General features: G+C 40.4%; 22 protein-coding genes. 10 read left to right on the plus strand and 12 right to left on the minus strand.

Translation table 11 applies throughout. The features are described from left to right. The first annotated feature begins 177 nt into the window (after positions 1–177). The 3 genes from WKK05_RS10670 (at position 178) to WKK05_RS10680 (ending at position 3,722) form a co-directional block, all read left to right on the plus strand. On the plus strand, positions 178–978 hold the full coding sequence (locus tag WKK05_RS10670; RefSeq protein WP_341529701.1) for an RMD1 family protein: 801 nt from the start codon (positions 178–180) through the stop codon (positions 976–978). A 467-nt stretch (positions 979–1,445) separates the two neighbouring features. Beyond that, complete coding sequence (locus WKK05_RS10675) at positions 1,446–2,981, plus strand: FAD-dependent oxidoreductase (RefSeq protein WP_341529702.1); 1,536 nt, start codon at positions 1,446–1,448, stop codon at positions 2,979–2,981. A 33-nt stretch (positions 2,982–3,014) separates the two neighbouring features. Further along, complete coding sequence (locus tag WKK05_RS10680) at positions 3,015–3,722, plus strand: actin-binding WH2 domain-containing protein (protein WP_341529703.1); 708 nt, start codon at positions 3,015–3,017, stop codon at positions 3,720–3,722. A 40-nt stretch (positions 3,723–3,762) separates the two neighbouring features. Here the strand turns inward: WKK05_RS10680 and WKK05_RS10685 are convergent, their stop codons facing one another. Next, positions 3,763–4,308, minus strand: a complete 546-nt coding sequence (locus WKK05_RS10685; protein ID WP_341529704.1) for a Uma2 family endonuclease — start codon at positions 4,306–4,308, stop codon at positions 3,763–3,765. Positions 4,309–4,345: 37 nt separating this feature from the next. Beyond that, positions 4,346–6,700 carry a tetratricopeptide repeat protein gene (locus tag WKK05_RS10690; protein ID WP_341529705.1) on the minus strand — a complete coding sequence of 785 codons (2,355 nt, stop codon included), beginning with the start codon at positions 6,698–6,700 and terminating at the stop codon, positions 4,346–4,348. A 481-nt stretch (positions 6,701–7,181) separates the two neighbouring features. Here WKK05_RS10690 and WKK05_RS10695 point away from each other — a divergent pair, with 481 nt between their 5' ends. Further along, on the plus strand, positions 7,182–7,409 hold the full coding sequence (locus WKK05_RS10695; protein ID WP_341529706.1) for a hypothetical protein: 228 nt from the start codon (positions 7,182–7,184) through the stop codon (positions 7,407–7,409). Positions 7,410–7,514: 105 nt separating this feature from the next. Here WKK05_RS10695 and WKK05_RS10700 read toward each other — a convergent pair whose 3' ends face one another. Together WKK05_RS10700 and WKK05_RS10705 are read right to left on the minus strand one after the other, a co-directional pair. Next, complete coding sequence (locus WKK05_RS10700) at positions 7,515–7,748, minus strand: hypothetical protein (protein ID WP_341529707.1); 234 nt, start codon at positions 7,746–7,748, stop codon at positions 7,515–7,517. Positions 7,749–7,874: 126 nt separating this feature from the next. After that, complete coding sequence (locus tag WKK05_RS10705; RefSeq protein WP_341529708.1) at positions 7,875–8,810, minus strand: putative 2-dehydropantoate 2-reductase; 936 nt, start codon at positions 8,808–8,810, stop codon at positions 7,875–7,877. Between the two features lie 204 nt (positions 8,811–9,014). On the opposite strand from WKK05_RS10705, the gene WKK05_RS10710 reads away from it, so the two are divergent. Together WKK05_RS10710 and WKK05_RS10715 are read left to right on the plus strand one after the other, a co-directional pair. After that, positions 9,015–9,416: a fasciclin domain-containing protein gene (locus WKK05_RS10710; RefSeq protein ID WP_341529709.1), complete on the plus strand. Its 402-nt coding sequence runs from the start codon at positions 9,015–9,017 to the stop codon at positions 9,414–9,416. Positions 9,417–9,622: 206 nt separating this feature from the next. Continuing rightward, entirely contained in the window at positions 9,623–9,958 is a 336-nt protein-coding gene (locus WKK05_RS10715; protein ID WP_341529710.1) for a hypothetical protein, read from the plus strand. A 42-nt stretch (positions 9,959–10,000) separates the two neighbouring features. Here the strand turns inward: WKK05_RS10715 and WKK05_RS10720 are convergent, their stop codons facing one another. Continuing rightward, the gene (locus tag WKK05_RS10720; RefSeq protein ID WP_341529711.1) at positions 10,001–10,240 is read right to left on the minus strand and encodes a choice-of-anchor Q domain-containing protein; all 240 of its coding nucleotides are present in this window, start codon (positions 10,238–10,240) and stop codon (positions 10,001–10,003) included. A 318-nt stretch (positions 10,241–10,558) separates the two neighbouring features. Here WKK05_RS10720 and WKK05_RS10725 point away from each other — a divergent pair, with 318 nt between their 5' ends. Then, positions 10,559–11,893 carry a GTPase gene (locus WKK05_RS10725; RefSeq protein WP_341529712.1) on the plus strand — a complete coding sequence of 445 codons (1,335 nt, stop codon included), beginning with the start codon at positions 10,559–10,561 and terminating at the stop codon, positions 11,891–11,893. A gap of 83 nt (positions 11,894–11,976) precedes the next feature. Here the strand turns inward: WKK05_RS10725 and WKK05_RS10730 are convergent, their stop codons facing one another. Continuing rightward, entirely contained in the window at positions 11,977–12,480 is a 504-nt protein-coding gene (locus tag WKK05_RS10730) for a DUF6174 domain-containing protein (RefSeq protein ID WP_341529713.1), read from the minus strand. Positions 12,481–12,719: 239 nt separating this feature from the next. Between WKK05_RS10730 and WKK05_RS10735 the strand changes: the two genes are divergently transcribed. Further along, positions 12,720–12,983, plus strand: coding sequence for a hypothetical protein (locus WKK05_RS10735; RefSeq protein WP_341529714.1), 264 nt, complete (start codon positions 12,720–12,722; stop codon positions 12,981–12,983). Positions 12,984–13,052: 69 nt separating this feature from the next. On the opposite strand, the gene WKK05_RS10740 is transcribed toward WKK05_RS10735, so the two are convergent. The 3 genes from WKK05_RS10740 to WKK05_RS10750 all read right to left on the minus strand — a co-directional run bounded on the left by WKK05_RS10740 (position 13,053) and on the right by WKK05_RS10750 (position 16,858). Continuing rightward, positions 13,053–14,228 carry a PAS domain-containing protein gene (locus WKK05_RS10740; RefSeq protein ID WP_341529715.1) on the minus strand — a complete coding sequence of 392 codons (1,176 nt, stop codon included), beginning with the start codon at positions 14,226–14,228 and terminating at the stop codon, positions 13,053–13,055. An 827-nt stretch (positions 14,229–15,055) separates the two neighbouring features. Next, the gene (locus WKK05_RS10745) at positions 15,056–15,220 is read right to left on the minus strand and encodes a hypothetical protein (RefSeq protein ID WP_341529716.1); all 165 of its coding nucleotides are present in this window, start codon (positions 15,218–15,220) and stop codon (positions 15,056–15,058) included. A 48-nt stretch (positions 15,221–15,268) separates the two neighbouring features. Beyond that, positions 15,269–16,858, minus strand: a complete 1,590-nt coding sequence (locus tag WKK05_RS10750) for an alkaline phosphatase (RefSeq protein ID WP_341529717.1) — start codon at positions 16,856–16,858, stop codon at positions 15,269–15,271. A 139-nt stretch (positions 16,859–16,997) separates the two neighbouring features. Here WKK05_RS10750 and WKK05_RS10755 point away from each other — a divergent pair, with 139 nt between their 5' ends. Then, positions 16,998–17,141 carry a hypothetical protein gene (locus tag WKK05_RS10755; RefSeq protein WP_341529718.1) on the plus strand — a complete coding sequence of 48 codons (144 nt, stop codon included), beginning with the start codon at positions 16,998–17,000 and terminating at the stop codon, positions 17,139–17,141. 78 nt (positions 17,142–17,219) lie between these two features. On the opposite strand, the gene WKK05_RS10760 is transcribed toward WKK05_RS10755, so the two are convergent. Next, a complete protein-coding gene (locus tag WKK05_RS10760) occupies positions 17,220–18,182 on the minus strand; it encodes an aldo/keto reductase (RefSeq protein WP_341529719.1) in 963 nt (320 codons plus the stop codon). 350 nt (positions 18,183–18,532) lie between these two features. Between WKK05_RS10760 and WKK05_RS10765 the strand changes: the two genes are divergently transcribed. Next, positions 18,533–19,192 (plus strand): phosphatase PAP2 family protein, encoded by a 660-nt coding sequence (locus tag WKK05_RS10765; protein ID WP_341529720.1) that lies wholly within the window; start codon positions 18,533–18,535, stop codon positions 19,190–19,192. 609 nt (positions 19,193–19,801) lie between these two features. On the opposite strand, the gene WKK05_RS10770 is transcribed toward WKK05_RS10765, so the two are convergent. Both WKK05_RS10770 and WKK05_RS10775 read right to left on the minus strand, forming a co-directional pair. Continuing rightward, positions 19,802–19,996 carry a DUF2795 domain-containing protein gene (locus tag WKK05_RS10770; protein ID WP_341529721.1) on the minus strand — a complete coding sequence of 65 codons (195 nt, stop codon included), beginning with the start codon at positions 19,994–19,996 and terminating at the stop codon, positions 19,802–19,804. 576 nt (positions 19,997–20,572) lie between these two features. Continuing rightward, the gene (locus tag WKK05_RS10775; RefSeq protein WP_341529722.1) at positions 20,573–21,064 is read right to left on the minus strand and encodes a hypothetical protein; all 492 of its coding nucleotides are present in this window, start codon (positions 21,062–21,064) and stop codon (positions 20,573–20,575) included. Between the last annotated feature and the right edge of the window lie 6 nt (positions 21,065–21,070).

A 21,070-nucleotide genomic window follows, 5' to 3' on the forward strand; every position in this document is an offset into this window, starting at 1 on the left:
AATGTTGACTTGTAGATTTTACGGGGCTTCTACTTCAAGAATAGGATGACTCATACTAACTAACGTGCGCTGCATAGGTTTATTGGTAAGCTGAGATTGTACTGATCTCTGACAGTTAGCATCAATTGCGATCGCTACCCCCGCAGATTAGCAGGCAGAACATAGCATAGAGTGACAATGCAAAAACTCCTTTTTAATAACAGAGATAGATTTAGAGCGCAGGCCCTATTTGTTGGTAAGGAGATTAACCTACAGGCATTGGAGAACTACGTTTGCTTGGCAACAATGCCACTAATGGTTACAGTAGGTGAACACGGCTGTGCAGTGCTGCTGGGCTATGGTGCAGTTGTTCTGTTTAACCTTGAACCTGTGGAAAAGTTAGCCTTTTTGACCGAAGTATCTTCTCAAGTTAGCGAATCTTTTGCCAAGCCGGAGACTGAAGAGGTGGAAGTTCATCTCAACATTGTGGAGAGTGAGCGAGTTAGGGAAGGAAAAATTTTGCTGCATGAATTTAGTCTTGAACGCTTGCAGATAGTGGCTGATATTCTCGCTAAGAGTGTTGTGCTGTCTCATTATGAAACTAGCCTAGCCACTGTATTTGATCAAATTGAACCTTTTGCAGCTAGTCTCCAGCGTGAAAACAGGAGCAGGCGCCAAAGTCGTGAATTGCTGCGTCAACTTGGGACTACCCTGTTAGTTCAACATAAGATTGTCGGTCGAGTAGAAATCATCGATAAGCCGGAGTTGCTTTGGGAATCCCCACAACTAGAAAACTTATATCTGCGATTGGAGGATGAATACGAAATCCGTGAGCGCCACAATGCTCTGGAACGCAAACTAGAGCTAATTTCCCAAACTGCACAAACAGTGCTGGAGTTCATGCAACATAGCAGTAGTCAGCGAGTAGAGTGGTATGTGGTGATTCTGATTGTAGTGGAAATTCTGCTGTCACTGTACGACATCATTTTCAAAGGCTAGTGCTAAATTTAGAGAGGGTAAACAGTTGCTGGCTTTGAGCAGCAGTCTTGAGCCGGGCGGTGTCGCTTAACAGTCCTAAGTTTCAAGTAATACCAATTTGAAAAAAGAATACGACAGATGGTAAATATATTACAGAAGTAGGATTTAGGGTATGTGATGGCAGGGATAACGCATATCGAGATTGAAGAAAGTGTCGAGGAACTAGAGGAGTTGCTTAGAGATAAAAAAGAGTCTCGGCTCAAAGAACTTATATAAGCCCTATATCTTATAAAAGCGCAATCTCTGAGTGTGAGTGCGATCGCCAAAATTCTAGGCAGACATCGGGGTAGAGTACAACGATGGTTAGCAGACTTTTGTAAATGTACAACATTCACAAATTAAATGTAGATTTTCTCGGTAATAAATTAGGAGAGAAAATCCAGCAAAGATACGATCAATATTAGTAACTTTGCTGGAATGAACTTCTTATGTCACTAACTGAAGAAATTCTCTCACAATTACCGGGTAATGTTTTAGAAGGATTGCGTCAAGGCGATCGCATTCTCACGTCTTTAAGAGAAAACACCGCACCAGTACCAGAGGTAGTTAAAGAAAGTCAACAATCTTTAAGTACTGTTGACTGGGATGTAATTATCTGCGGTGGCACTTTGGGGATTTTGATTGGTTGCGCCTTAGCGGTGAAGGGACTGCGAGTGGCGTTGCTTGAACGAGGGATTCTGCGTGGGAGAGAACAAGAGTGGAATATTTCCCGCCAGGAGTTACAGGTATTTTTGGAATTGAACTTACTCACAGAAGATGAGTTAGAAAAAGCGATCGCCACTAAATATAACCCAGCGCGAGTCAGTTTTCATCATGGAACAGAGGTTTGGGTAGAAGATGTTTTAAATATTGGTGTAGATCCGGTTTATCTACTGGCTACCTTGAAAACACGATTTCTCGCTGCTGGTGGAAAGTTGTTAGAAAACACACCTTTTACTGAAACGGTGGTGCATCCAGATGGCGTGATGGTAAATAACCAATTCAAAACTAGGTTATTAATTGACGCGATGGGACATTTTTCTCCCATCACTCAACAAGCACGCCAAGGAAAAAAACCAGATGCGCTTTGCTTGGTTGTCGGAAGTTGCGCTCAAGGTTTTCCGAAAAATGACTCAGGCGACTTGTTGTTATCATTTACATCTTTGCAAAATCAATGCCAGTACTTCTGGGAAGCTTTTCCAGCTAAGGATGGTAGAACCACTTACTTGTTTACCTACATGGATGCACATCCACAACGCTTGAGTTTAGAAGCTCTCTTTGAGGAATATCTGCGTCTTTTACCAGAATATCAGGGTGTGGAATTGAGTGAGTTGAAGTTTCAACGAGCGCTGTTTGGCTTCTTTCCTACCTATCGCCAAAGCCCTTTAAAAACTCCTTGGAGTCGCATTCTCCCAGCCGGAGATAGCAGCGGTAGCCAATCTCCTTTGAGCTTTGGTGGTTTTGGCGCGATGGTGCGTCACCTGAAGCGTTTAACATTTGGCATTTATGAAGCGCTGCAAACTGAACAATTATCTGCAAAGGCACTATCACTATTGCAACCATATCAGCCAAGCCTGACTGTTACTTGGTTGTTTCAAAGAGCGATGAGTGTTGGTATAAATCAAAAGATTGCCCCAGAGCAAATTAACCAACTGCTTACTGCGGTATTTCAGGAAATGCAACAGCTAGGTACACCAGTGTTAAAACCATTTTTGCAAGATATAGTGCAGTTTTCAGGATTGACACAAACACTGCTGAAAACTGGTTTATCCCATCCGGGATTAGTTGCCAAAATAATTCCACAAGTGGGTGTGGGAAGTTTACTGGATTGGATGGTGCATTATGGGAATTTAGGTGTATATACTACCTTATTTCGGCTGAGTCCAATGCTAGAAACATGGGTGAATAATCAACCAAGCGAACAACAGTATTATTGGCATCGTTTAATTGATGCTTGGAAGTATGGTTCTGGTAGCGATTATTAGAATGAACTTGAGTAATACAAGTGTGAGGATAATATGATTGAACGGAAAACATTGGGAATTAAGTACTTTGCAGTACTTATTGGGTTTTTGCGCGATCGCGAAGGATTTCTAGAAGAAGTTCGCCAAGGTACAAGATTACCAAATAAAATCATTTCTCTATTAGTATGCAGTTCTTTGTTTCTTGCTATTTATGGCGGCATCATTGGTGCATATCATAGCTGGATGCAAGCTTTATCTTCTGCTATTAAATTGCCTGCTCTCTATTTAATTACATTGCTAATTTGTTTGCCGACTTTGTATTTTGCTAATATCATTTTTGGTTCAAAACGGACTTTTTCACAGCATTTAGCATTAGTCTTGACTGCTGTTTCAATAACTAGTGTACTTTTATTCAGCTTCGCGCCAATTACACTATTTTTCATGAGCAGTACCAATAACTACCAATTTTTAATCTTGTTAAATGTAGCTATCTTTGCAGTAACTGGGTTTATTGGTATTTCTTCCTTATATCAAGCTACAGCTTTAGTTTTAGAACAAGAGAATGAAGGTAGTAAGACACGCCAGAAAATTTTAAAATTTTGGCTATTCCTTTACGCTTTTGTAGGTAGTCAGTTAGGATGGACTCTCAGACCGTTTTTTGGTACACCTGATTCTGTTTTTCAACTATTTCGCGAAAGAGAAGGTAACTTTTATCTAAGTGTGATTAAAGCTATTAGTTACCTGTTAGGAATTCGTTCATGAGTCAAGAGTAAATTATCTTGATATTCTAGCGATTTTCATATCACCCCAACAATTCATCAACTGCTACATTGAAACCTTTTAGTACAGATTGAGTACTAGCAACCTCACCAGAAATAAATACAAGTCGCTGATGTTGCGTGATTACAATAATCCAACGATTTTCTGGAAACACTAACCAAACTTCCTCACCTCCAGACTGCAAGTATTCTTGAGATTTAGCAATTATCTCTTCAGCAATATCTGTAGGGGAAACAATCTCAGCAATTAGTGGGAAACTTTGCGGTAACACAGCCGGTTCGCCAAATTGAGTAATTAGTTCTGGTGTGAGATAAGCAACATCAGGAATTCGCCCCTGTTTATTAGTACAACAAGGTACTTCTGTATAAACTTGTCCCCCCTGCCCACTAGAATCTTTATAATTTCCCCAGGAAATAGCTAGATTAGCTTGAATTCGACTATGTTTCAATGTCACCCCATTTTTCTCCACTAGCTGCCCATCCACCCATTCTGTATGTTCAGGGGGATTCTGCATCCAGTCTTCTAGGGAAAATGGTGATACATTTGTAAGAGCTGTAGTAGTTACCATTACTATCTATTCTCCCAGTCAGCATTTATTAATATTATCACTGATTATTTCTTAAACTACCCATTGCTAGTTGTACTCTTTGAACTTGCTTAGGCGCTGGCATTTCGTAAAAGAGAAGAATTGCTTGATTAAAACTTTCCCAACTACTACTAACTTCACCCATTCTTTGATAAGTCAAGCCCAATTGATAATAAGCTTTGGCTAAACTGCATTTATCTACAAGCTTTTTCATACTGTTGATAGCTTCTAAATGCTTATTTATTGCTGTGGGAAACTCTTCTTGCTCACGGTAGAGCGAAGCTAGACAAGATATAGCTCTAGCTTTTAAAGAAGTAAATTGGTTAACTTCACAATGAAAAATAGCTAGATTGCAAAGCTCTAACGAAGTTTCTATATAACCTAAATTTTTATACGTTAAACTACTAAATAATAAGCTAGTTCCTCTACCCCAAGAAGTTAATCTGTCACTTGCAAATCCTGCTTCTGCTTCTCGCTGCATGGCGAAAACTTCTTCGTTGAGTCCTATAGAAGAGTCTATATATGCTAAACAACATTGAGAATAAACTACATACTGATAATAATTTACATCGATTTCTGCAAGCTTTTTAACTGAGTAAAAAATATTTTTAGCTTGTTCAAGCTCCCATAAATCTATAAAACAGAGAGCTATATTAAAACTGCTGGATATTTTTTCCTGAAAAATCTCATATTTATCAGCGATTTCGTGGGACTGTTGGTGGCAATCAAGGGCTGATTCAACATTACCTGTTTGGTGATATGCACGCCCCAACATATTATAAAGTAAGCTCAGGTGATATTCAGAATTTAAGTTTTTAATTAGGGGCGTAATTACAGAAATTAGTGTTTCTAATAAACCAAACCTGTTGAACAGTACACCTAAAGCTAAGCTTTTATCCCATTTGTTATTTCTGCCCCGAATAATTACATTAGCGGCTTGTTCAAAATCGCCAATTTCTATATAGTGATGATATGCCTCTAGAGCCATTAAGGCGTGTTGAGGATTTTCAATTTTATTAACACTAGTATTCCAAAATTCCGCAGCTTTCTGGTTGGCAATTTGCCATTCACCGCATTGTTTTAAACGAGTGATCGCTTCTGTGCAAATTACAGGATGCAACCAGTATTTTCCTTTGCGGCATTCTAATAAAGAACGGTCAGACAGAGATTTAATTACTCGTCTACATTGTTGTTCTGGAATATCCCAGAGTAAGCATTGTAATCCTTGGATACTAACATGAGTCACATCTTGATAACGATAGCATCCCAAACGACAAAGCAGCCTATATGCCTCAGTATCTAATTGTTGCAAGCGGTCAAATTGACTGGCAACTAAATGTTCTAACTCTCTTTCTATTAATAAATCATCTTTATTTTCCCGCCAATAAATATCTACGTTTCCATCAAAATCTGTTATTACTACACCGCTGATAATTTGCATTGCTTTGGCATTACCGCCAAAGGCTCTGCATATTTCGCTGAGTACAGTAGAACGAGAATTTAACTGCCGACTGATAAAAAATTGTCTCCACGCAGAATCATTTAAACCCTCAAGGGAATAGAAACTCACATCAACCCCTGATTCATAGAGGCGTTCACGACTAGTAATCAGCGTCACTGATTGAATTGTCGGATCAGCAAGTACTCTTAATAATTCTACATACGGACGACGAGACGCAATGATTCGGCCATTCTTATCTAAAGCAGATTCTAAATTATCAATTAATACGCCAATCTTCTTCGTTCCATCTCGCAGCTTTCGCCGCAACCGCTCCAAATTGATCCCAAACTCTCTTCCTGGTTCTTCGTTAAAGTCTCCTCTAAGCCATTCTTCAACTACGCTTTCTACAGAAATAATGTTTTGGCTTTCCTTAGCCATCCACAGTTCTAAGAAGTAGAAACCCTGAGTTTTAAAATATTTGCGGGCTAAGGTTGTTTTACCAACACCGCCTTCTCCTTGGATGAGAATAACTTTGGCTCCTTGACTGACAAGGTGATTGAGGTCGGCTATTTGGCGATCGCGCCCGACGAAGTTAGAATCTAAATCTTGGAGGTTAGCGTTATTACTCGTTGGTTTGGGAATTTGGACGATTTTTTGCAACTGTTGAGTTTTCCAAAATCCCTGAATCACCACTCTTAAAGTTGATTTTGAGACTTTCTCTCCTAGCACTTTCGATAATAAATGCCAAAGTCCTGCACCAACTGCTTTTAAATGCGCTTCTGTATAACCGCCACTATGGGCGATATCTTGGTAAGTGCGCTTTTCATCCTCCCACAAATAACGTAAGATAATTCTTTGAGTTAAATTTAAGTGTTCTCCTGTCTGAAAAAAAACTAAGTTATCTACAAACTCTAAGGCTTCTTCCGCACCCATCTGTTGCCATCATGTATCATTTGTAGTTAATTATAACTATACTTTTCCTACCAAATCCTACTAGCTATACTACAAACTACTCTTTCCTACTAGCCAGGAAGCATACTTTATCCTACTGCAAAGTATTGTAGATTGTATTACTCTTGTAATTAACAGAGGAAAAGTTAAGTTCAGCGCTTAAATAACATGGTTGAGGAGAGATTATCAGCACTACTACTGCAAGCTTTAGTATTTGGCAAAAGTAACTTTTTACCCATATTAATCACTTTTGAAAGTTTTGTCTAGTAAGCAGGTAGTAGATATTAGTTAACTAAATTATTTAGAGCGCGTTCACAACAAGTATGTGAGTCTTCACCTTGAGGAGGTGAAATGTTGTTGGACAAAACTTGCCCTGATGATTGCAATCCACCCAATCAGGCGATCGCCTAATTGCAACAGGATATCCTTGCTCAAAATTAATTTCCAGTTGTGAGTAAAAATTATGACCACAAGTAACCAGACTCCTCTACTACGCTTAGCTGGCAAATGCCTGAAATATTTCTTGTTGGTGCTATTTGGTTTTGCGATCGCCTACGCCCTGTCAAGTGCTTTGGGAATATTTCATGTTCTTCCCATATTGGGATACATTTTACAACTGTTTCTGTTTCCAATGGGAGTTATTTTGTTGTGTTTAATCACAACAGCTGTAATTCTTGAATCCCTTCGGTAGTAGCGGTGCGTTAAGCGCTTTAATCATGTTTTCCGTGATAAATCAGATTGAAATATGCGCTTAACACACCCTACAATAAATTTACTTTTACTTTATAAATGACCTTTAAAGCTCAACATTGAGGTTCAAAAGCTCAACTTTGGGGTTCAGAGGCTCAACGTTGAGGTTCAAAAGGTCATCATTGAGGTTCAGAAGGTCATCATTGAGGTTCAGAAGGTCATCATTGAGGTTCAGAAGGTCATCATTGAGGTTCAGAAGGTCATCATTGAGGTTCAGAAGGTCATCATTGAGGTTCAGAAGGTCATCCTTGAAGTTCAGAGGCTTAACATTGAGGTTCAAAAGCTCAACATTGAGGTTCAGAAGCTCAAACTTTGACTACTTTCTCCCACTCCCCCACTCCCCCACTCTCCCACTCTCCCACTCTCCCACTCCCCCACTCTCCCACTCCCCCACTCCCCCACTCCCTCATCTCCCCCTTGCATCCAAAAACTTCAGTTGATGGTACACACAACTAATCTGTGATAAATTCACACCTGCTGCTTGTGCCTTCCGTAATGGGTTGCCGAAAATTGCCTCTACCTCTAAGGGACGATGTTCATCGTAGTCAATTTTCATGCTGGTGCGATATGGCTTCATCTTCACAGTGTAATCGAGCATTGTCGAGATAAAGCTATCGGGGATAATGCGCCCGTAACTTTTCGCTCCCGCAGCCACTTCATACATTAACTCTTCAACTAACTTGCGGGTGTAAGTATCGGCCATCAATTCGTCTGTTGTCGCATTGAGAATCACAGAAAGCCCATTGTAGGGGATATTCCATACCAGCTTTTTCCAACGTGCCAGTAGTAAGTCTTCAACCAACTCCATTTGGATACCAGCATTTGTAAAGTCATTGGCAATTTGCTGCATCCTATCTGTATTTCCCATCGGAGAATAATTAGGAGCATATTCGCTTAAGGTAATATGCCCGTAGTCTAAGTGGTGGATTTTTCCTGGCCCCACTTTGTTAGAACACAGAAAGCATAACCCACCAATAACCCTAACGTTACCCACAATTTGAGCAATATCTTCTTCTATCGCCAGCCCGTTCTGCAATACCAAAACCACCCCATCATTCTTAACCACAGGTGGTAGCAACTTTGGCAGTAAATGATTTTGTGTCGTCTTTAATGCCACCACCACTACATCGCATTGTGGCATCTTCTCAACATCGTCGTAGGCGTGGACTTGCGGCAGCGTAAAGTCACCATCTTTGGATTCGACTACTAAACCATATTTGCTTACCTGTTCATAATCACTCTTGAGCAAAAAATGGACATCTAAACCAGCTTTTTGGAGTTTGGCTCCATAGAACCCGCCTAAAGCACCAGTTCCCAGAATGGCGTACGTGCGATCGGACATTTCTTTTACAAAGGGATTTTCTTACAAAGATCATAAGTCGATGTCTGTTACCAAACTACCCCTGAAGTTGCGGTGTCTGACGAATAGCTCTACCTGAGTGTGTATGCACATAAGAGTAGTTTATTCAACTTCTCATTTTATTTAATAAAAATTAAAATAGGTTTATTATCCTTTAAAATCATTTGCAGAGATTAGGTAAGACATATGGCAGATATTGTTGATATTGCAGCTAGTAACGATTCCTTCAAGACACTAGTCGCAGCTGTACAAGCCGCTGGTTTAGTAGAAACATTAAAAAGTCCTGGCCCATTCACCGTCTTTGCACCAAATGATGATGCTTTCGCTAAGTTACCACCGGGAACTATACAAACTCTATTACAAAATATCCCTCAGCTAACGCGAATTTTGAAGTACCATGTCGTTTCAGGAAAGTTGTTGCAGGCTGATTTGGCAAAGCTCAGTACAGTTAATTCTGTAGAAGGCTCCCCCATCAAAATTAGTACCTCTGATGGTTTTGAAGTGAAAAATGCCACAGTTTTAGCAGCAGATATCGAAGCTGATAATGGTGTAGTTCACGTTATCGATACAGTGATTTTGCCGGGTTAATTAACTTATGGTGGGCAACACCCACCCTATTTTTCCAAATATTTTAAGATTAATTATTATAACTATTAGTTTAATGAAAACTTAGTTAATTTATTAAATTTATGTTACATTTCTAATTTGCTTATTTACATCGTGTGCTAAGGTAAATTTCGTTATTTAGAGTTAAATTAAAATAGTAGCCTGCTAACATTATTCCCAAGAAATTAATGCTCGATTTCAACACCTTAGCTGACTTCTCTCGCGCCAATTGCATAAGTATCTGTGCATTTCTCGTGCCTGCAAACTTACTTGTCACATCTTTGACAATCTTCCTGACAGCAGTACATCGTCCATCACATCAAGTGTGGCAATCGGCTGGAATTGCCAGCTTTTTCGCTTCCGTAATGATACTGCACGTATATACTTGGTTCATTATTGGTGTGGTTATGCCTCCCACCTACATTTTGCTATGGCTAGCAATCACCTGTTTGCTGTCTAATTTAGCAGCAATTCTTTTTCAACGACGCTACAGTAACAGCCTTAGTCTTTCCAACAACGTTTGAAATTTATACATAGATACATACCCATACAATGACGCAAAGACGCTAAAGAAAACTTTGCGCCTTTGTACTTAAATCCATCGGAAACTGCCCTTTTGCCCCTGCAACACCAGAATTAATCGCAGGACTACCTGCTAGTAGGGGACGCACTAGTACACCATTAATGTTTTGTAGCGCACCTAGTTTAGGATCAGCAACTAGAGAATTAGCAATTACTTTAACAGCCTTTTTGGTTAGCGGCCCTGGAAACTCGATATTACTGCCACCATCCTTTAGTTCACTCACAAAGCAAGAGATTTTAAAAGCTTGAAAAGTCCTGGCTAAAGGAATTTATTTACGCGATCGCACTAATTTACTGAATTGATGACGCAGATTTGGCCAAGCAAGATGCGTTTATGCTTTTAATGGGGTAGGGTGGGCAGCTTGCACACCCTACTACAAGATAGATGTTTTATCTCTTGCAAGTCCTTTACACTACTAAAGGTTTATTGCTTTGAGATTCGCTATAAAACCAGTATTAAGGGATTTCTGGGTCTAACAATCTCAACGCTAACCCTAGTAAGTGTCTTAAATCATGGACAGCAATCTGCCATTTTAAAGGGAATGACTGAGCAACGTAATGCTGATCTACCGTCAGATGAATCTCAGCAATCTCAGGAGCCGACCGATAAATTGACTACCAAGTCGGTCGATAGTTCCTGGACAGATCGCATTGCTGGTGTGTGGAACCAGACAACAGCACGCTTAACACAACTCCTACCCGTAGAACAACTGGCACAGACAGTTGTTGAATGGTTTAGCGTTAGCGACGCTCAGGTAGTAGAAATTTTGGAGAAAGTTCGAGCCGAACTGCCCACTACGGAAGCACTACTGATTGGTAAACCTCAAGCAGGAAAAAGTTCAATTGTGCGGGGATTGACGGGTGTTTCTGCCGAAATTGTCGGTCAGGGATTTCGTCCTCACACACAAAATACCCAGCGCTATGCCTATCCTTCTAGTGACCTACCATTGCTGATTTTTACTGATACGGTAGGACTAGGGGATGTCAAACAGGATACTCAAGGTATTATTAAAGAGTTAGTTGGCGATTTGAAACAGGAAAGTCGCAGCGCTAGAGTTCTGATTTTAACTGTTAAAATCAATGATTTTGCAACTGACACCCTACGACAAATTGCTCAACAACTGCGTCAGCAGTATCCAGATATTCCTTGTTTACTAGCAGTTACCTGCTTGCATGAGCTTTATCCTTCTACTACAGAAGATCATCCAGCCTATCCGCCAGATTATCAAGAGGTAAACCGCGCATTTGCGGCAATTGAGCAAGCTTTTACCAGACTATACAATCGCTCGGTACTGATTGACTTTACTTTAGAAGAAGACGGCTACACACCAATATTTTATGGCTTAGAAGCTCTGATAGATTCCTTAGCAGAGCTACTTCCTGAAGCAGAAGCCCAGGCAATTCATCAGTTGTTAGATCGAGAGGAAGCTGGTAAGCAAATCGGCAATCTCTATCGGGATGCTGGACGCCGTTACATTTTGCCATTCGCGATTATGTCTGCCACACTCGCGGCTGTACCTCTGCCATTTGCCACAATGCCTGTGCTAACAGCCTTGCAAGTATCAATGGTGGGCCTGTTAGGAAAATTATACGGACAGACGCTGACGCCATCCCAAGCTGGAGGAGTTGTGAGTGCGATCGCTGGTGGTTTCCTTGCACAGGCGATTGGACGAGAGTTAGTTAAATTTATACCAGGTTTCGGGAGTGCGATCGCTGCTTCTTGGGCAGCTGCTTATACTTGGTCGCTAGGAGAAACAGCTTGCGTATACTTTGGCGACTTAATGGGTGGTAGAAAACCCGATCCTCAGAAAATTCAGTCTGTAATGCAAGAAGCGTTTAAGACCGCGCAAGAACGGTTTAAAGGAATTAATAAATGAAGGGACTGGGTACTGGGGAGCAGAAGGGAAACCCAAAAAAGAATAAGAATTCTTAAGTCCTATCTTCTGTCTCCCCCTTCTACTTACTCAATCACTTTAAAGTCGCTTATTCCGATATATATTTCTTCATCGGCTAATTGAGCGTCTTTATCAATGGTAATTTGGGTTGGGTAGCCGAATGTGGGGTCATATTGCACATCCACTTTGTATGCTCTATGAGCGATCGCTTGGTTAATCACATTAAAGAGCTTGCGAACTGTATCGTATTTTTGAAAAAACTCTGGATTACTGACTGGCTGACCCTTAAAAGTGACAGAAGTTGTTTTCCCGTTACGTACTTGAATGACTACTGGCCCTCTAGCTTCTTCTACACAAAAGCAACCGTTGGTGTATGTATAGTCATAATTGAGGATATTTTGCTGATTCCACAATCGGCGATTCTTCTTGTACTGCTGTATATCAGATTTAGTGATGGTTGATGATTCTGTTGTTGATTCAGCTACTTGTATAGGCAGCTGAGACATTACTGGTACGTTCAAACTTAGAGATATCAGTAATCCCGCACTAGCAATAATAGGTAAACGCATATAAATCGACTTCACTGGAGTTCATCGCTTAGTATAACTGAACCTAGCTTACTTTTAAACTGTTATTAGCTTTATATAAGGAGGCTTTTACTCAATATTAACCTTAGTTTCGAATTCCGTAATATTGCAAACCAAAACTATTAATAAATCAACCTAAAGAAATAAATCAAATATTAGGTATCAAGCTATTAAATAGAAGATAGATAAGTTCAAGCCATAAGGCTATAGGAGTAAAGGCAATGGATTTGTTTAATAGCTTTGATCAGTTTTTTAGGCAGCTTAGTGAGTTACAAAAATCAATTTTTGTGAACTGGGAGTCGATGATATTAAATATGCAAAATATAAATATATCAAATCTCCCTGACGATTTTGAGAAGGCAGCTAAATTACAAGAAGAGTTAGTAAAAAGCTCTTTAGACTTTCAAGAGCAAGTCAGTCGATTTTCTATCGATACTCAAAGGAGAATGTGGGATAGTTATTTTAAAATGCTTCGGAAAAGCTAGATTTCAAGATAGGAATTAAGTAGAGACGTTGCAATGCAATATCTCTACTGATTGATTCTACACTCTTTTTTAATTGGCAAAAGTTGAACTAAAGATAATATGATGTTTGGAGTCAAACAAAATCTTTCTTTGTTGCTGTAACTTGTTTAGCTCTCGCGTCACCGTCACTCTTGTGGTGCAACAAGCATCAGCGAGATCCTGATGTGTAAGGCGAACACTCAAACGAGTACCTTGTGCCACTGGTTCACCAAATTCCTGTGTTAACCACAGCAATAGATAATATAAGCGATCGCTAACACGACGCTTTCCAGCAATGTTTAAAAGCAATTCTGCTTGGCGGACACGCGCACTTATTTGAGGTAAGAGAGCCTGAGCTAGACGAGGTGAAGCAGCAATTTCTTCAAGGGAAATGCAAACTAGTTCGACTTCTGGCGAAAGGCTCGTTACTTGATAAATAGGTAGAGAAGTGATACTAGAGCCAAAGGGCATAGATGGCCCTGCCAAACCAATGAAGACTTCTTCGCCGGTTTCATTCATTGTGCTTAGTTTTACTAAACCTTGAGAAACTAGCCAAATGCTTTTGGGTTGTAGTGGGATAATATCTCCCTTGCAATAATTATACTTGGGACGATCCTGAGTAGGATCGTACTCATTGCTTTGTAATGCTAGTAGTGCACGCTTGGATTCAGTAATATCGCGTATTATCCAACGCCAAACAGTTAAGTTGCTTTCAAAGTCGCGAACAGGGGATACAGTCAAAGCAGCGTCAAAAGGCTCACTGTGACGGGGCTGTATACGTAGCCTCCACTCTTGTACATACTCAAAGCTCAATCGGCTGAGTTGATTACGAAACGCCTGACGCTCGTCTAAGGGTATGAAGCAAACCAACGGTTTGTTTAGTAAAAACTCCTGTTCAACATTAAACAGTGTAGCAGCCGCGCGATTTGCTTCTTGAATTTTCCCTCGTGTGTCGCTTACCAAGTAAGCATTTGGTATAAGATCGCATAGGTCTTGGTAGCGTCGATGTTCTGCTCTAAATCGCGCTCGTGCGATCGCTAATTCTTGTGTTTGCTGTGACAGTCTCTTTGTAGCTACCTCTAGTGTTTCCGAAGCTGTGCCGAGTTCCATGAAGACAGCTGGCAGCAAATTGGCTTTCGGTTCTCCCGAGGCGATCGCATCTTGGTACAAATTAGTTAAGCGCCCATACAGCGATTCTACCTGTTGGGTAAAGGTATCTTGGTTCATTATTTAAGTTCGGTGGTATATAGGTTTTTAGTCTCTGGCTAGAAACAAACTATTAATTAATTCCTCATGGGTCTGGCCGAAGACGCAAGGAGGCAGGGGGCAAAGGTAAAATATGTTATGAATTCCCTCTTCTTTACCACTTGATTAATTTGCCAAAAATTTCTTCAATAATTGCCTACATTCAGTCTTATTTAAATACTAAAAAATTCAGTCGAGAAAGTCGGTACGATTTCGTACTCAGACACTAAATCAAAATTCTTCCAAAATCTAACTAGGTTCCTTGCCTAGTAACTGAGTTCTAATATTCAACTGTTTTCCATTGTGGAAACTCAGACTTGCAAAGCTAAATCCTACAGTCAACAAGTATTTTTTTAAAGGTTATGTACTTTCCAATTTCTAATTTACAACTTTTTACTGTTGGAAAAATAAATAAATTTAAAGCACTCTTGACAAGAAATCCACCTTATTATAGAAGTTTATAAAATTTCAAATGTAATCAGCTTTATGGGTGATTGCAAAACTAATCAAAAATTGTTAATTGAGATTACATACTGGTTTTAGACAAATTTATCCAGATAACAGTCAACTGAAGCCGTTGCTCAAATATATAGACAAATTCCTGCTCTGTATCTATTAAATGTACTTCTGACAAACTTTCAGATGCCAATGCTCAATATAGCTGCAAAGGAAGTAGATATAAATTCTCGCTCGTAGAGTACCTTAGTACCAAAAAATGAATACCTCCGCTATTTATATTAAGCAGAGGTATTAAGACTATTGTATTAGAAAGGATATAGGGGAAGAAACGAATGGCACGCTTGTTAAGCCTAAAAGTAGGCAGTGTATGGATTGCAGAGGGGCAGGGGAGGCAGGGGAGGTAGAGGAACTGGCGTTGCTTTTTTTTCCACTTCCTCCCTTGCCCCAGTTCCCCTCTTACCTAATTCCTCCTCTGCTCCCCCTGCTCCCCTTGCTCCCCTTGCTGCCTCGACCATTTACCTTTTCTTAGTGCCATTCGGGGAAGAAACCTTTACGCCCAGAAATTAGACTTGCTCTACCCCTGGACGGCCATTTTCAACTACAAATGAGGCACGGTTACTAATTGTGCCAAGTCGTGTTGTTACCTCTGACATAACTAGGTAATCTGTTTTCCAACTTGTGGGAGACAACTCGCAACGCGCATACCCCCGTTGATTATTGAAAAATTTGATATGTGGATTGTCTGGTAAGTAGGCTGCAACTGTGGGGTTTGTGTCTGACCCATCTCCACCGGAGCTAATTGAGCTACAGACAAATTCACTTCCAACTGTAGCGGATTGTGGGTTATTAAAGTCAGCCTTTAGATCCATTGCCCAGTGAGAATGTACATCGCCTGCTAGGGAGACTGGATTGGAGGGTTGACGCTGTTCTAAAAAAGATAAAAGGCGATCGCGGGAAGCCAGATAACCATCCCACTTATCCATACTGAAGGTTCCGCCTTCCCCTGGTTTCATATCTCTTTGAGCAATTGGAACTTGTTGAGCTAGAATGTTCCATTTGTTTTCCGAGCGATTTAAAGCATTGAACAACCAATCTTCTTGGCGTTTGCCAGTAATTGTTGCCTGTGGATCAAAATTTTCTGGACAACGTTCTTTTGTTCCATCTCCACAGGGCTGATCGGTGCGATATTGGCGGGTATCTAGGACGTAAAAGTTTGCCAGATTTCCAAAGGAAAGCTGACGGTAAAGTTGCATATTGGGGCCACGAGGACGAGAGAAAGGACGCAGTGGCATATGTTCGTAGTAAGCTTGGTAAGCAAAGGCTCGCCGTTGCAAAAAGATTGCCCGATTCTGATCTGGTTCGTTATCGACTTCTGAGATGTCGTTAGCATAGTTATTTTCTACCTCGTGATCATCCCAAGTGACAATCCAAGGAAATGCTGCATGAGCTGCTTGCAGATCACCATCGGTTTTGTAGAGAGCGTGACGATTACGGTAATCTTCTAAAGTTATAATTTCTGGACTGTTGTGCGGTCTGACGACATTTGTTCCAATTCCTCCCTCGTAAATGTAGTCACCAACATGAACTACTAGGTTGAGGTTTTCTTGAGCCATATATTTGTAGGCAGTAAAATACCCTTGCTGATAGTTCTGGCAGGAAGCCAGTGCAAAGGTAAATTTACTCAAGTAGCTCTCTGGCGAAGGAGCAGTACGAGTCCGACCAATCGGGCTGGCTTCGTTGCCTACATTGAACCGATACCAATACCAAGTATCAGCTTGGAGTCCATCAACTACAATTCGGACAGAATGAGCCAGTTCTGGAGTAGCAAACTCGGTTCCTCTGGCGACAATGCGCTTCATATTGGGATCAGTCGATACTTCCCAGCGAATTGGCACGTTAACAGGTGGTACTCCGCCTCCATTCAGGGGATCGGGAGCCAGACGAGTCCAGATCACTACGCTGGTTGGATAGGGTTCACCTGACGCTACACCAAGCGTAAAAGGATAATTGGAAAATCTACCTGTGGCGATCGCTCTTTGATTGGAAAATTGGTTAGCGATCGCTAAACCAGTAAATGCTCCTGCCCCAATGATTAAGTTACGTCGCTTGATTCGGCTGTGGAGCAACCGCTCGAAATGTCCGTAATTTACCATCTTATACCCCCAATTAATAGGTCAAGGATGGCAAAGCAATATCTGACACTAAAAAGGCAGAACGATTGTAAATTTGTAATCAACACCCTCACATTAGGGCTTGAAACACTACATTCTTCTGCCAGATAAAATATGCTTGATGATACTTTGCCGTTTAGAACCTACCAAGGGGATGTTAATTCTTTATAAAGGTACAGTTAATATCCTCTTATCAGGCTTGCTTCCCTACTCAGAAAATTTACAGCAGGAGCAGGGAGCAGGAAAACAAGGCGGACAAGCGTAAGAAATACTTATTGTACAGACGCGTAGACGCTCGAAGAGCGGCTTCTCATAAGAGTATAATCACGTCTCTGACTCTTACTCAAGCTGACATCAATTTCTGGATACGCTGTGGTTCTTCTCCTAGCCAATCTGGATTTTGAGCAGTGCTGTCGAAAATTGATGAGGTTTTGAATGGCTCAAACTCTCCGCGTGATGCTGCTTTTGCCGTTTTAGCTAAGAGCGATCGCACCTGCTCTTCATCCATTGGTTGGAATGTTCGCACTGCTTCAAATGCTTGATCGAGAATCTCCATGCTGTCAATTCCAGTAATCACAACTGATGTAGGCAGATTTAGGGCATAGTGTAGACACTCAATTGGCGTAACAGTATTTGACCGTAAAAGAATACCGTTTGCCAGACTTTTCATACCCAGAATGCCAATGTTTTGTTTAACCAGTTCTGGCACAACCAACTTCGAGAAACTGCGGAAGTGTGCATCCATCACATTGAGCGGCATCTGAGCCGTATCAAACTTAAAGCCGCGATCGGCTGCAACTTCCAGCATATATAGATGAACATGGGGGTCTTTATGCCCAGTGAAGCCAATATAGCGGAGTTTACCTGCTTCCCGCGCTTCAATTAAAGCGGCATTCGCGCCTTCTTCGTCAAAAACCCGATCTGGGTCTTCATAGCGGAGAATTTCGTGATGCTGAACGAGATCAATATAATCAACTTGGAGACGTTGAAGCGATTCGTCTAGTTGTCTGGCTGCTTCTTTCTTCGAGCGGCCATCAATTTTCGTCATCAGAAATACTTTGTCTCGGTAACCATCACGTAGCGCCTTCCCCATACGAATCTCGCTGGCTCCACCGTTGTAATCCCAACTGTTATCCATAAAGGTGATGCCGCGATCAATCGCTGCACGAACAATCCGAATACCGAGTTGCTCATCAACGTGCTTTAAAGCGATGTGCCAACCACCCAGTCCAATCGCAGAAACTTTCTCTTCTGTACTGCCAAGAACTCGGTAGAGCATTTCTGAATTTGACGTTGTTCTGGACATCTGTTCTCCTTGTATGCCAGCTATTACTTAAGTACATATAACTGTGTGCAAATTCAAATACAAGGAATAGTTCACAATATCTTTCTTAAGATACAGTTTCCGAGCTAATTAGGAAAACACTGGACAAGCCGAAATACTGATGGCAATTTGGGATGTGTGTGGCATGGCGGATAGACCAAATAAACGCAGCTAGAATTTATAAATTTTGGGATAATTCAGGTAGTAACTCAGCATTAATAGAAATAAGCGCCAATTCTACAAAAGAGATGAGCGCATATAGAAAAAGCAAAATTTCCCAAATGTTTAACTTTAGTTTTTGGAGATATCTCCGGTCTTTCTTAATCTTTCTGATGCATTTCATAACAGCTCATCGTACTTCCTTGCTACTCTTATTAATTGGAGTATTTCTACCTCTAAAAGTTTTTGGTGAGTTAGCAGAAGAGATTTGGGAGAATGAAGGCGGTTTTCCGTGGGATGTACCTATTTTATTAGCAATTCACTCAACCGCTCAACCTCAATTAGATGTTTTTGCCTCAACGCTAACTAAATTGGGGGTTTTCTGGGGGGTGTTTCCTGTTGCTAGTGTAATTTCGCTTAATCTGTTTATTCAACGACAATGGCGTAAATTTGCGTACTTAATCACTACCCTACTGGGAAGCATCATCATTAATCGCACAGCAAAAGTACTACTACATCGAGTGCGCCCTCATCTCTGGGAGTCACCATCTCCAGAGTTTGACTATGGATTTCCTAGTGGTCATGCTATGTCAAGTATGACCTTAGTAGCTGCCTTGTTAATTCTCACACGGGGCAGTCGCTGGTTTTGGCTAGTTTTAATTGTCGGAAGTTTGTTTGTCTTGGCTATTGGGTGGACGCGCCTGTATTTAGGAGTTCATTATCCCAGCGACATTTTAGCAGGTTGGACAGCCTCAATTGCCTGGGCAACTGGAGTCAGTATGCTTCTTAAACCACATCGGAGTAAAAGGACTTCACTTGAGCGGGAGGTTTAAAACTTACAGCAGGAGTTAGGAGTACAGACGCGATTATACTCTTACGAGAAGCCGCACTCCCTGCGTCTACACGTCTGTACAAGAGTCAGGAGTCAGAAGTAAAAATTTAGCAGATCAGCCACAGATGGATGCTACTTGTATCTTATTAGGGTTTAAGGCTTTAGTCTTATCTTGACTTTTTGCGCGATCGCCTTAATATTAATGGGGTAGATTTGTTCTCTGTCGAATACGTTTTTTCTAACTAAGTATTATAATTATTAATAGCTAATGATTTTATTTTTTGAAAGTCCCTAAACCTTGGTATTAGTAGTGGTGAATCTATAAGTATCAGATTCATCTTTATAGGCAGATATAGGACTCATATTTGATTGTTGAAAAAACTCAGTACACTTTTATTCCTTTTTACCTGTTCCCCATTCCCTCTTGAATTGGTTGATTCACGTCTAATCAACTACCTTTGATGCTAGTAATAGCGGAGACTATGCTAAAGCTAGGCGATCGCTTCTGTTGTTGTCTCCGCTGATGAGCTTTTGTCAAGAAATGTCATAGTCTTACCAATCACATAACCAAAAGCGCACAAAGCTCAAGTTGCAAAATACTTATTTTGTACTATTCGGTTTCACTAATAGCTCTACTTACATCCGTTGGGGTTTCATATTGGTCTTCTGGTAAAGATTCTAATGCTGATATGGCATTTTCATCAGCACCATGTTGTTGAGCATGAACTATGAGTTCTTGCTTACTAGCTGGATAGTCTATTCCTTTCAAGTGTTTCTGTAATTGCACTGGGTTAATTCTAGCCATGACCCTTCTCCCGCGAAGCTTGAAACAATAGTTACAAGACTAAGTAACTTAATTTCTTTAAACTTCTTCTCTAAGTTATATCTAAATATGAAGTAAATTAGTTTTGATAAATACAAAAATGTATCTCGTAAACTATCAAAGTATAAAATTGCTATTTTTTTTAATGTTTTATACCTTGACTAATAAGAAATATATGTATAACTTTTTCCACAACAGTCCAACATAAGCATGTGTTTGATTAGTGGGCAAAACGTAGAAACACGGTGCAGGTGGAAAATACAGTAGAAAATCATTACTACTATAGTATGCTGTGCTGAACTAAATATCGAAGGTTACTCAATATTTTGAGGAGAAAAATACCGCAGTACAGAGTATCTAAATATACTTCAGCGGTGGACTTTGAATACTTTAGGTTATATTCGCGCTAACCCCAAAGCCGGGTACAGCATGGATTTTTCTAAAACTTCAGTAACTATATTATTAATGTCTGTTGGAGTAATGATCACATGGCTGAGCGATATTCCAGATATTTATAACCGGGAAGGGCTTTTGGAAGAATGCGAAGATACACTTGCTTCAGGTACTGGTTGGTTTAGTAGCAACAGCTCCTGGATTACTATCTATTATCAAATCCGAACCAGATTGAGGAACATTAAACAGTGACAATTTATTATTAACTGTTCCTGATAAATAAGTGTCACCCGCTATTTCACCTCCTAAATCTATCTCTCCAAAAATTTCTTGTGTAACTGTATTAAAGTTGAATTTGAATAAATTACTATTTGAAACACCATTTACAACATTATTGTAAGTCGCACTCAAATTATTATGACTATCAAAAAAAGAGATGTTAAACGATTTTAAAACATTTGTAGCTCCTTTTCCATTCTCTGAAAAACTTTGAGGGGCTGTACTTTCATCATAACTAAACGAACCTTTAGCTGAATAACTACCATTACCATTCCAGTTAAAGTCAAATGTAATAGCTTGACAGGGAAGTATTTGTGCCAGCATAAATGTTAAAACTGTGGCTATTATCAGAACAAAATTTGAAAAAATTTTTTTCATTGTTTT

It is taken from the genome of Nostoc sp. UHCC 0302 (assembly GCF_038096175.1).
In the GTDB taxonomy this organism is placed as follows: Bacteria; Cyanobacteriota; Cyanobacteriia; order Cyanobacteriales; family Nostocaceae; genus UHCC-0302.

Excerpts from the sequence above, each read along its gene's own strand:
- WKK05_RS10685 (WP_341529704.1), bottom strand. The coding sequence starts at position 4,308 with ATGGTAACTACTACAGCTCTTACAAATGTATCACCATTTTCCCTAGAA.
- WKK05_RS10705 (WP_341529708.1), bottom strand. The coding sequence starts at position 8,810 with ATGTCCGATCGCACGTACGCCATTCTGGGAACTGGTGCTTTAGGCGGG.
- WKK05_RS10725 (WP_341529712.1), top strand. The coding sequence starts at position 10,559 with ATGACTGAGCAACGTAATGCTGATCTACCGTCAGATGAATCTCAGCAA.
- WKK05_RS10775 (WP_341529722.1), bottom strand. The coding sequence starts at position 21,064 with ATGAAAAAAATTTTTTCAAATTTTGTTCTGATAATAGCCACAGTTTTA.
- WKK05_RS10760 (WP_341529719.1), bottom strand. The coding sequence starts at position 18,182 with ATGTCCAGAACAACGTCAAATTCAGAAATGCTCTACCGAGTTCTTGGC.
- WKK05_RS10750 (WP_341529717.1), bottom strand. The coding sequence starts at position 16,858 with ATGGTAAATTACGGACATTTCGAGCGGTTGCTCCACAGCCGAATCAAG.
- WKK05_RS10680 (WP_341529703.1), top strand. The coding sequence starts at position 3,015 with ATGATTGAACGGAAAACATTGGGAATTAAGTACTTTGCAGTACTTATT.
- WKK05_RS10710 (WP_341529709.1), top strand. The coding sequence starts at position 9,015 with ATGGCAGATATTGTTGATATTGCAGCTAGTAACGATTCCTTCAAGACA.
- WKK05_RS10715 (WP_341529710.1), top strand. The coding sequence starts at position 9,623 with ATGCTCGATTTCAACACCTTAGCTGACTTCTCTCGCGCCAATTGCATA.
- WKK05_RS10690 (WP_341529705.1), bottom strand. The coding sequence starts at position 6,700 with ATGGGTGCGGAAGAAGCCTTAGAGTTTGTAGATAACTTAGTTTTTTTT.
- WKK05_RS10735 (WP_341529714.1), top strand. The coding sequence starts at position 12,720 with ATGGATTTGTTTAATAGCTTTGATCAGTTTTTTAGGCAGCTTAGTGAG.
- WKK05_RS10695 (WP_341529706.1), top strand. The coding sequence starts at position 7,182 with ATGACCACAAGTAACCAGACTCCTCTACTACGCTTAGCTGGCAAATGC.
- WKK05_RS10770 (WP_341529721.1), bottom strand. The coding sequence starts at position 19,996 with ATGGCTAGAATTAACCCAGTGCAATTACAGAAACACTTGAAAGGAATA.
- WKK05_RS10675 (WP_341529702.1), top strand. The coding sequence starts at position 1,446 with ATGTCACTAACTGAAGAAATTCTCTCACAATTACCGGGTAATGTTTTA.
- WKK05_RS10670 (WP_341529701.1), top strand. The coding sequence starts at position 178 with ATGCAAAAACTCCTTTTTAATAACAGAGATAGATTTAGAGCGCAGGCC.
- WKK05_RS10755 (WP_341529718.1), top strand. The coding sequence starts at position 16,998 with ATGATACTTTGCCGTTTAGAACCTACCAAGGGGATGTTAATTCTTTAT.
- WKK05_RS10765 (WP_341529720.1), top strand. The coding sequence starts at position 18,533 with ATGCATTTCATAACAGCTCATCGTACTTCCTTGCTACTCTTATTAATT.
- WKK05_RS10730 (WP_341529713.1), bottom strand. The coding sequence starts at position 12,480 with ATGCGTTTACCTATTATTGCTAGTGCGGGATTACTGATATCTCTAAGT.
- WKK05_RS10740 (WP_341529715.1), bottom strand. The coding sequence starts at position 14,228 with ATGAACCAAGATACCTTTACCCAACAGGTAGAATCGCTGTATGGGCGC.
- WKK05_RS10745 (WP_341529716.1), bottom strand. The coding sequence starts at position 15,220 with ATGGTCGAGGCAGCAAGGGGAGCAAGGGGAGCAGGGGGAGCAGAGGAG.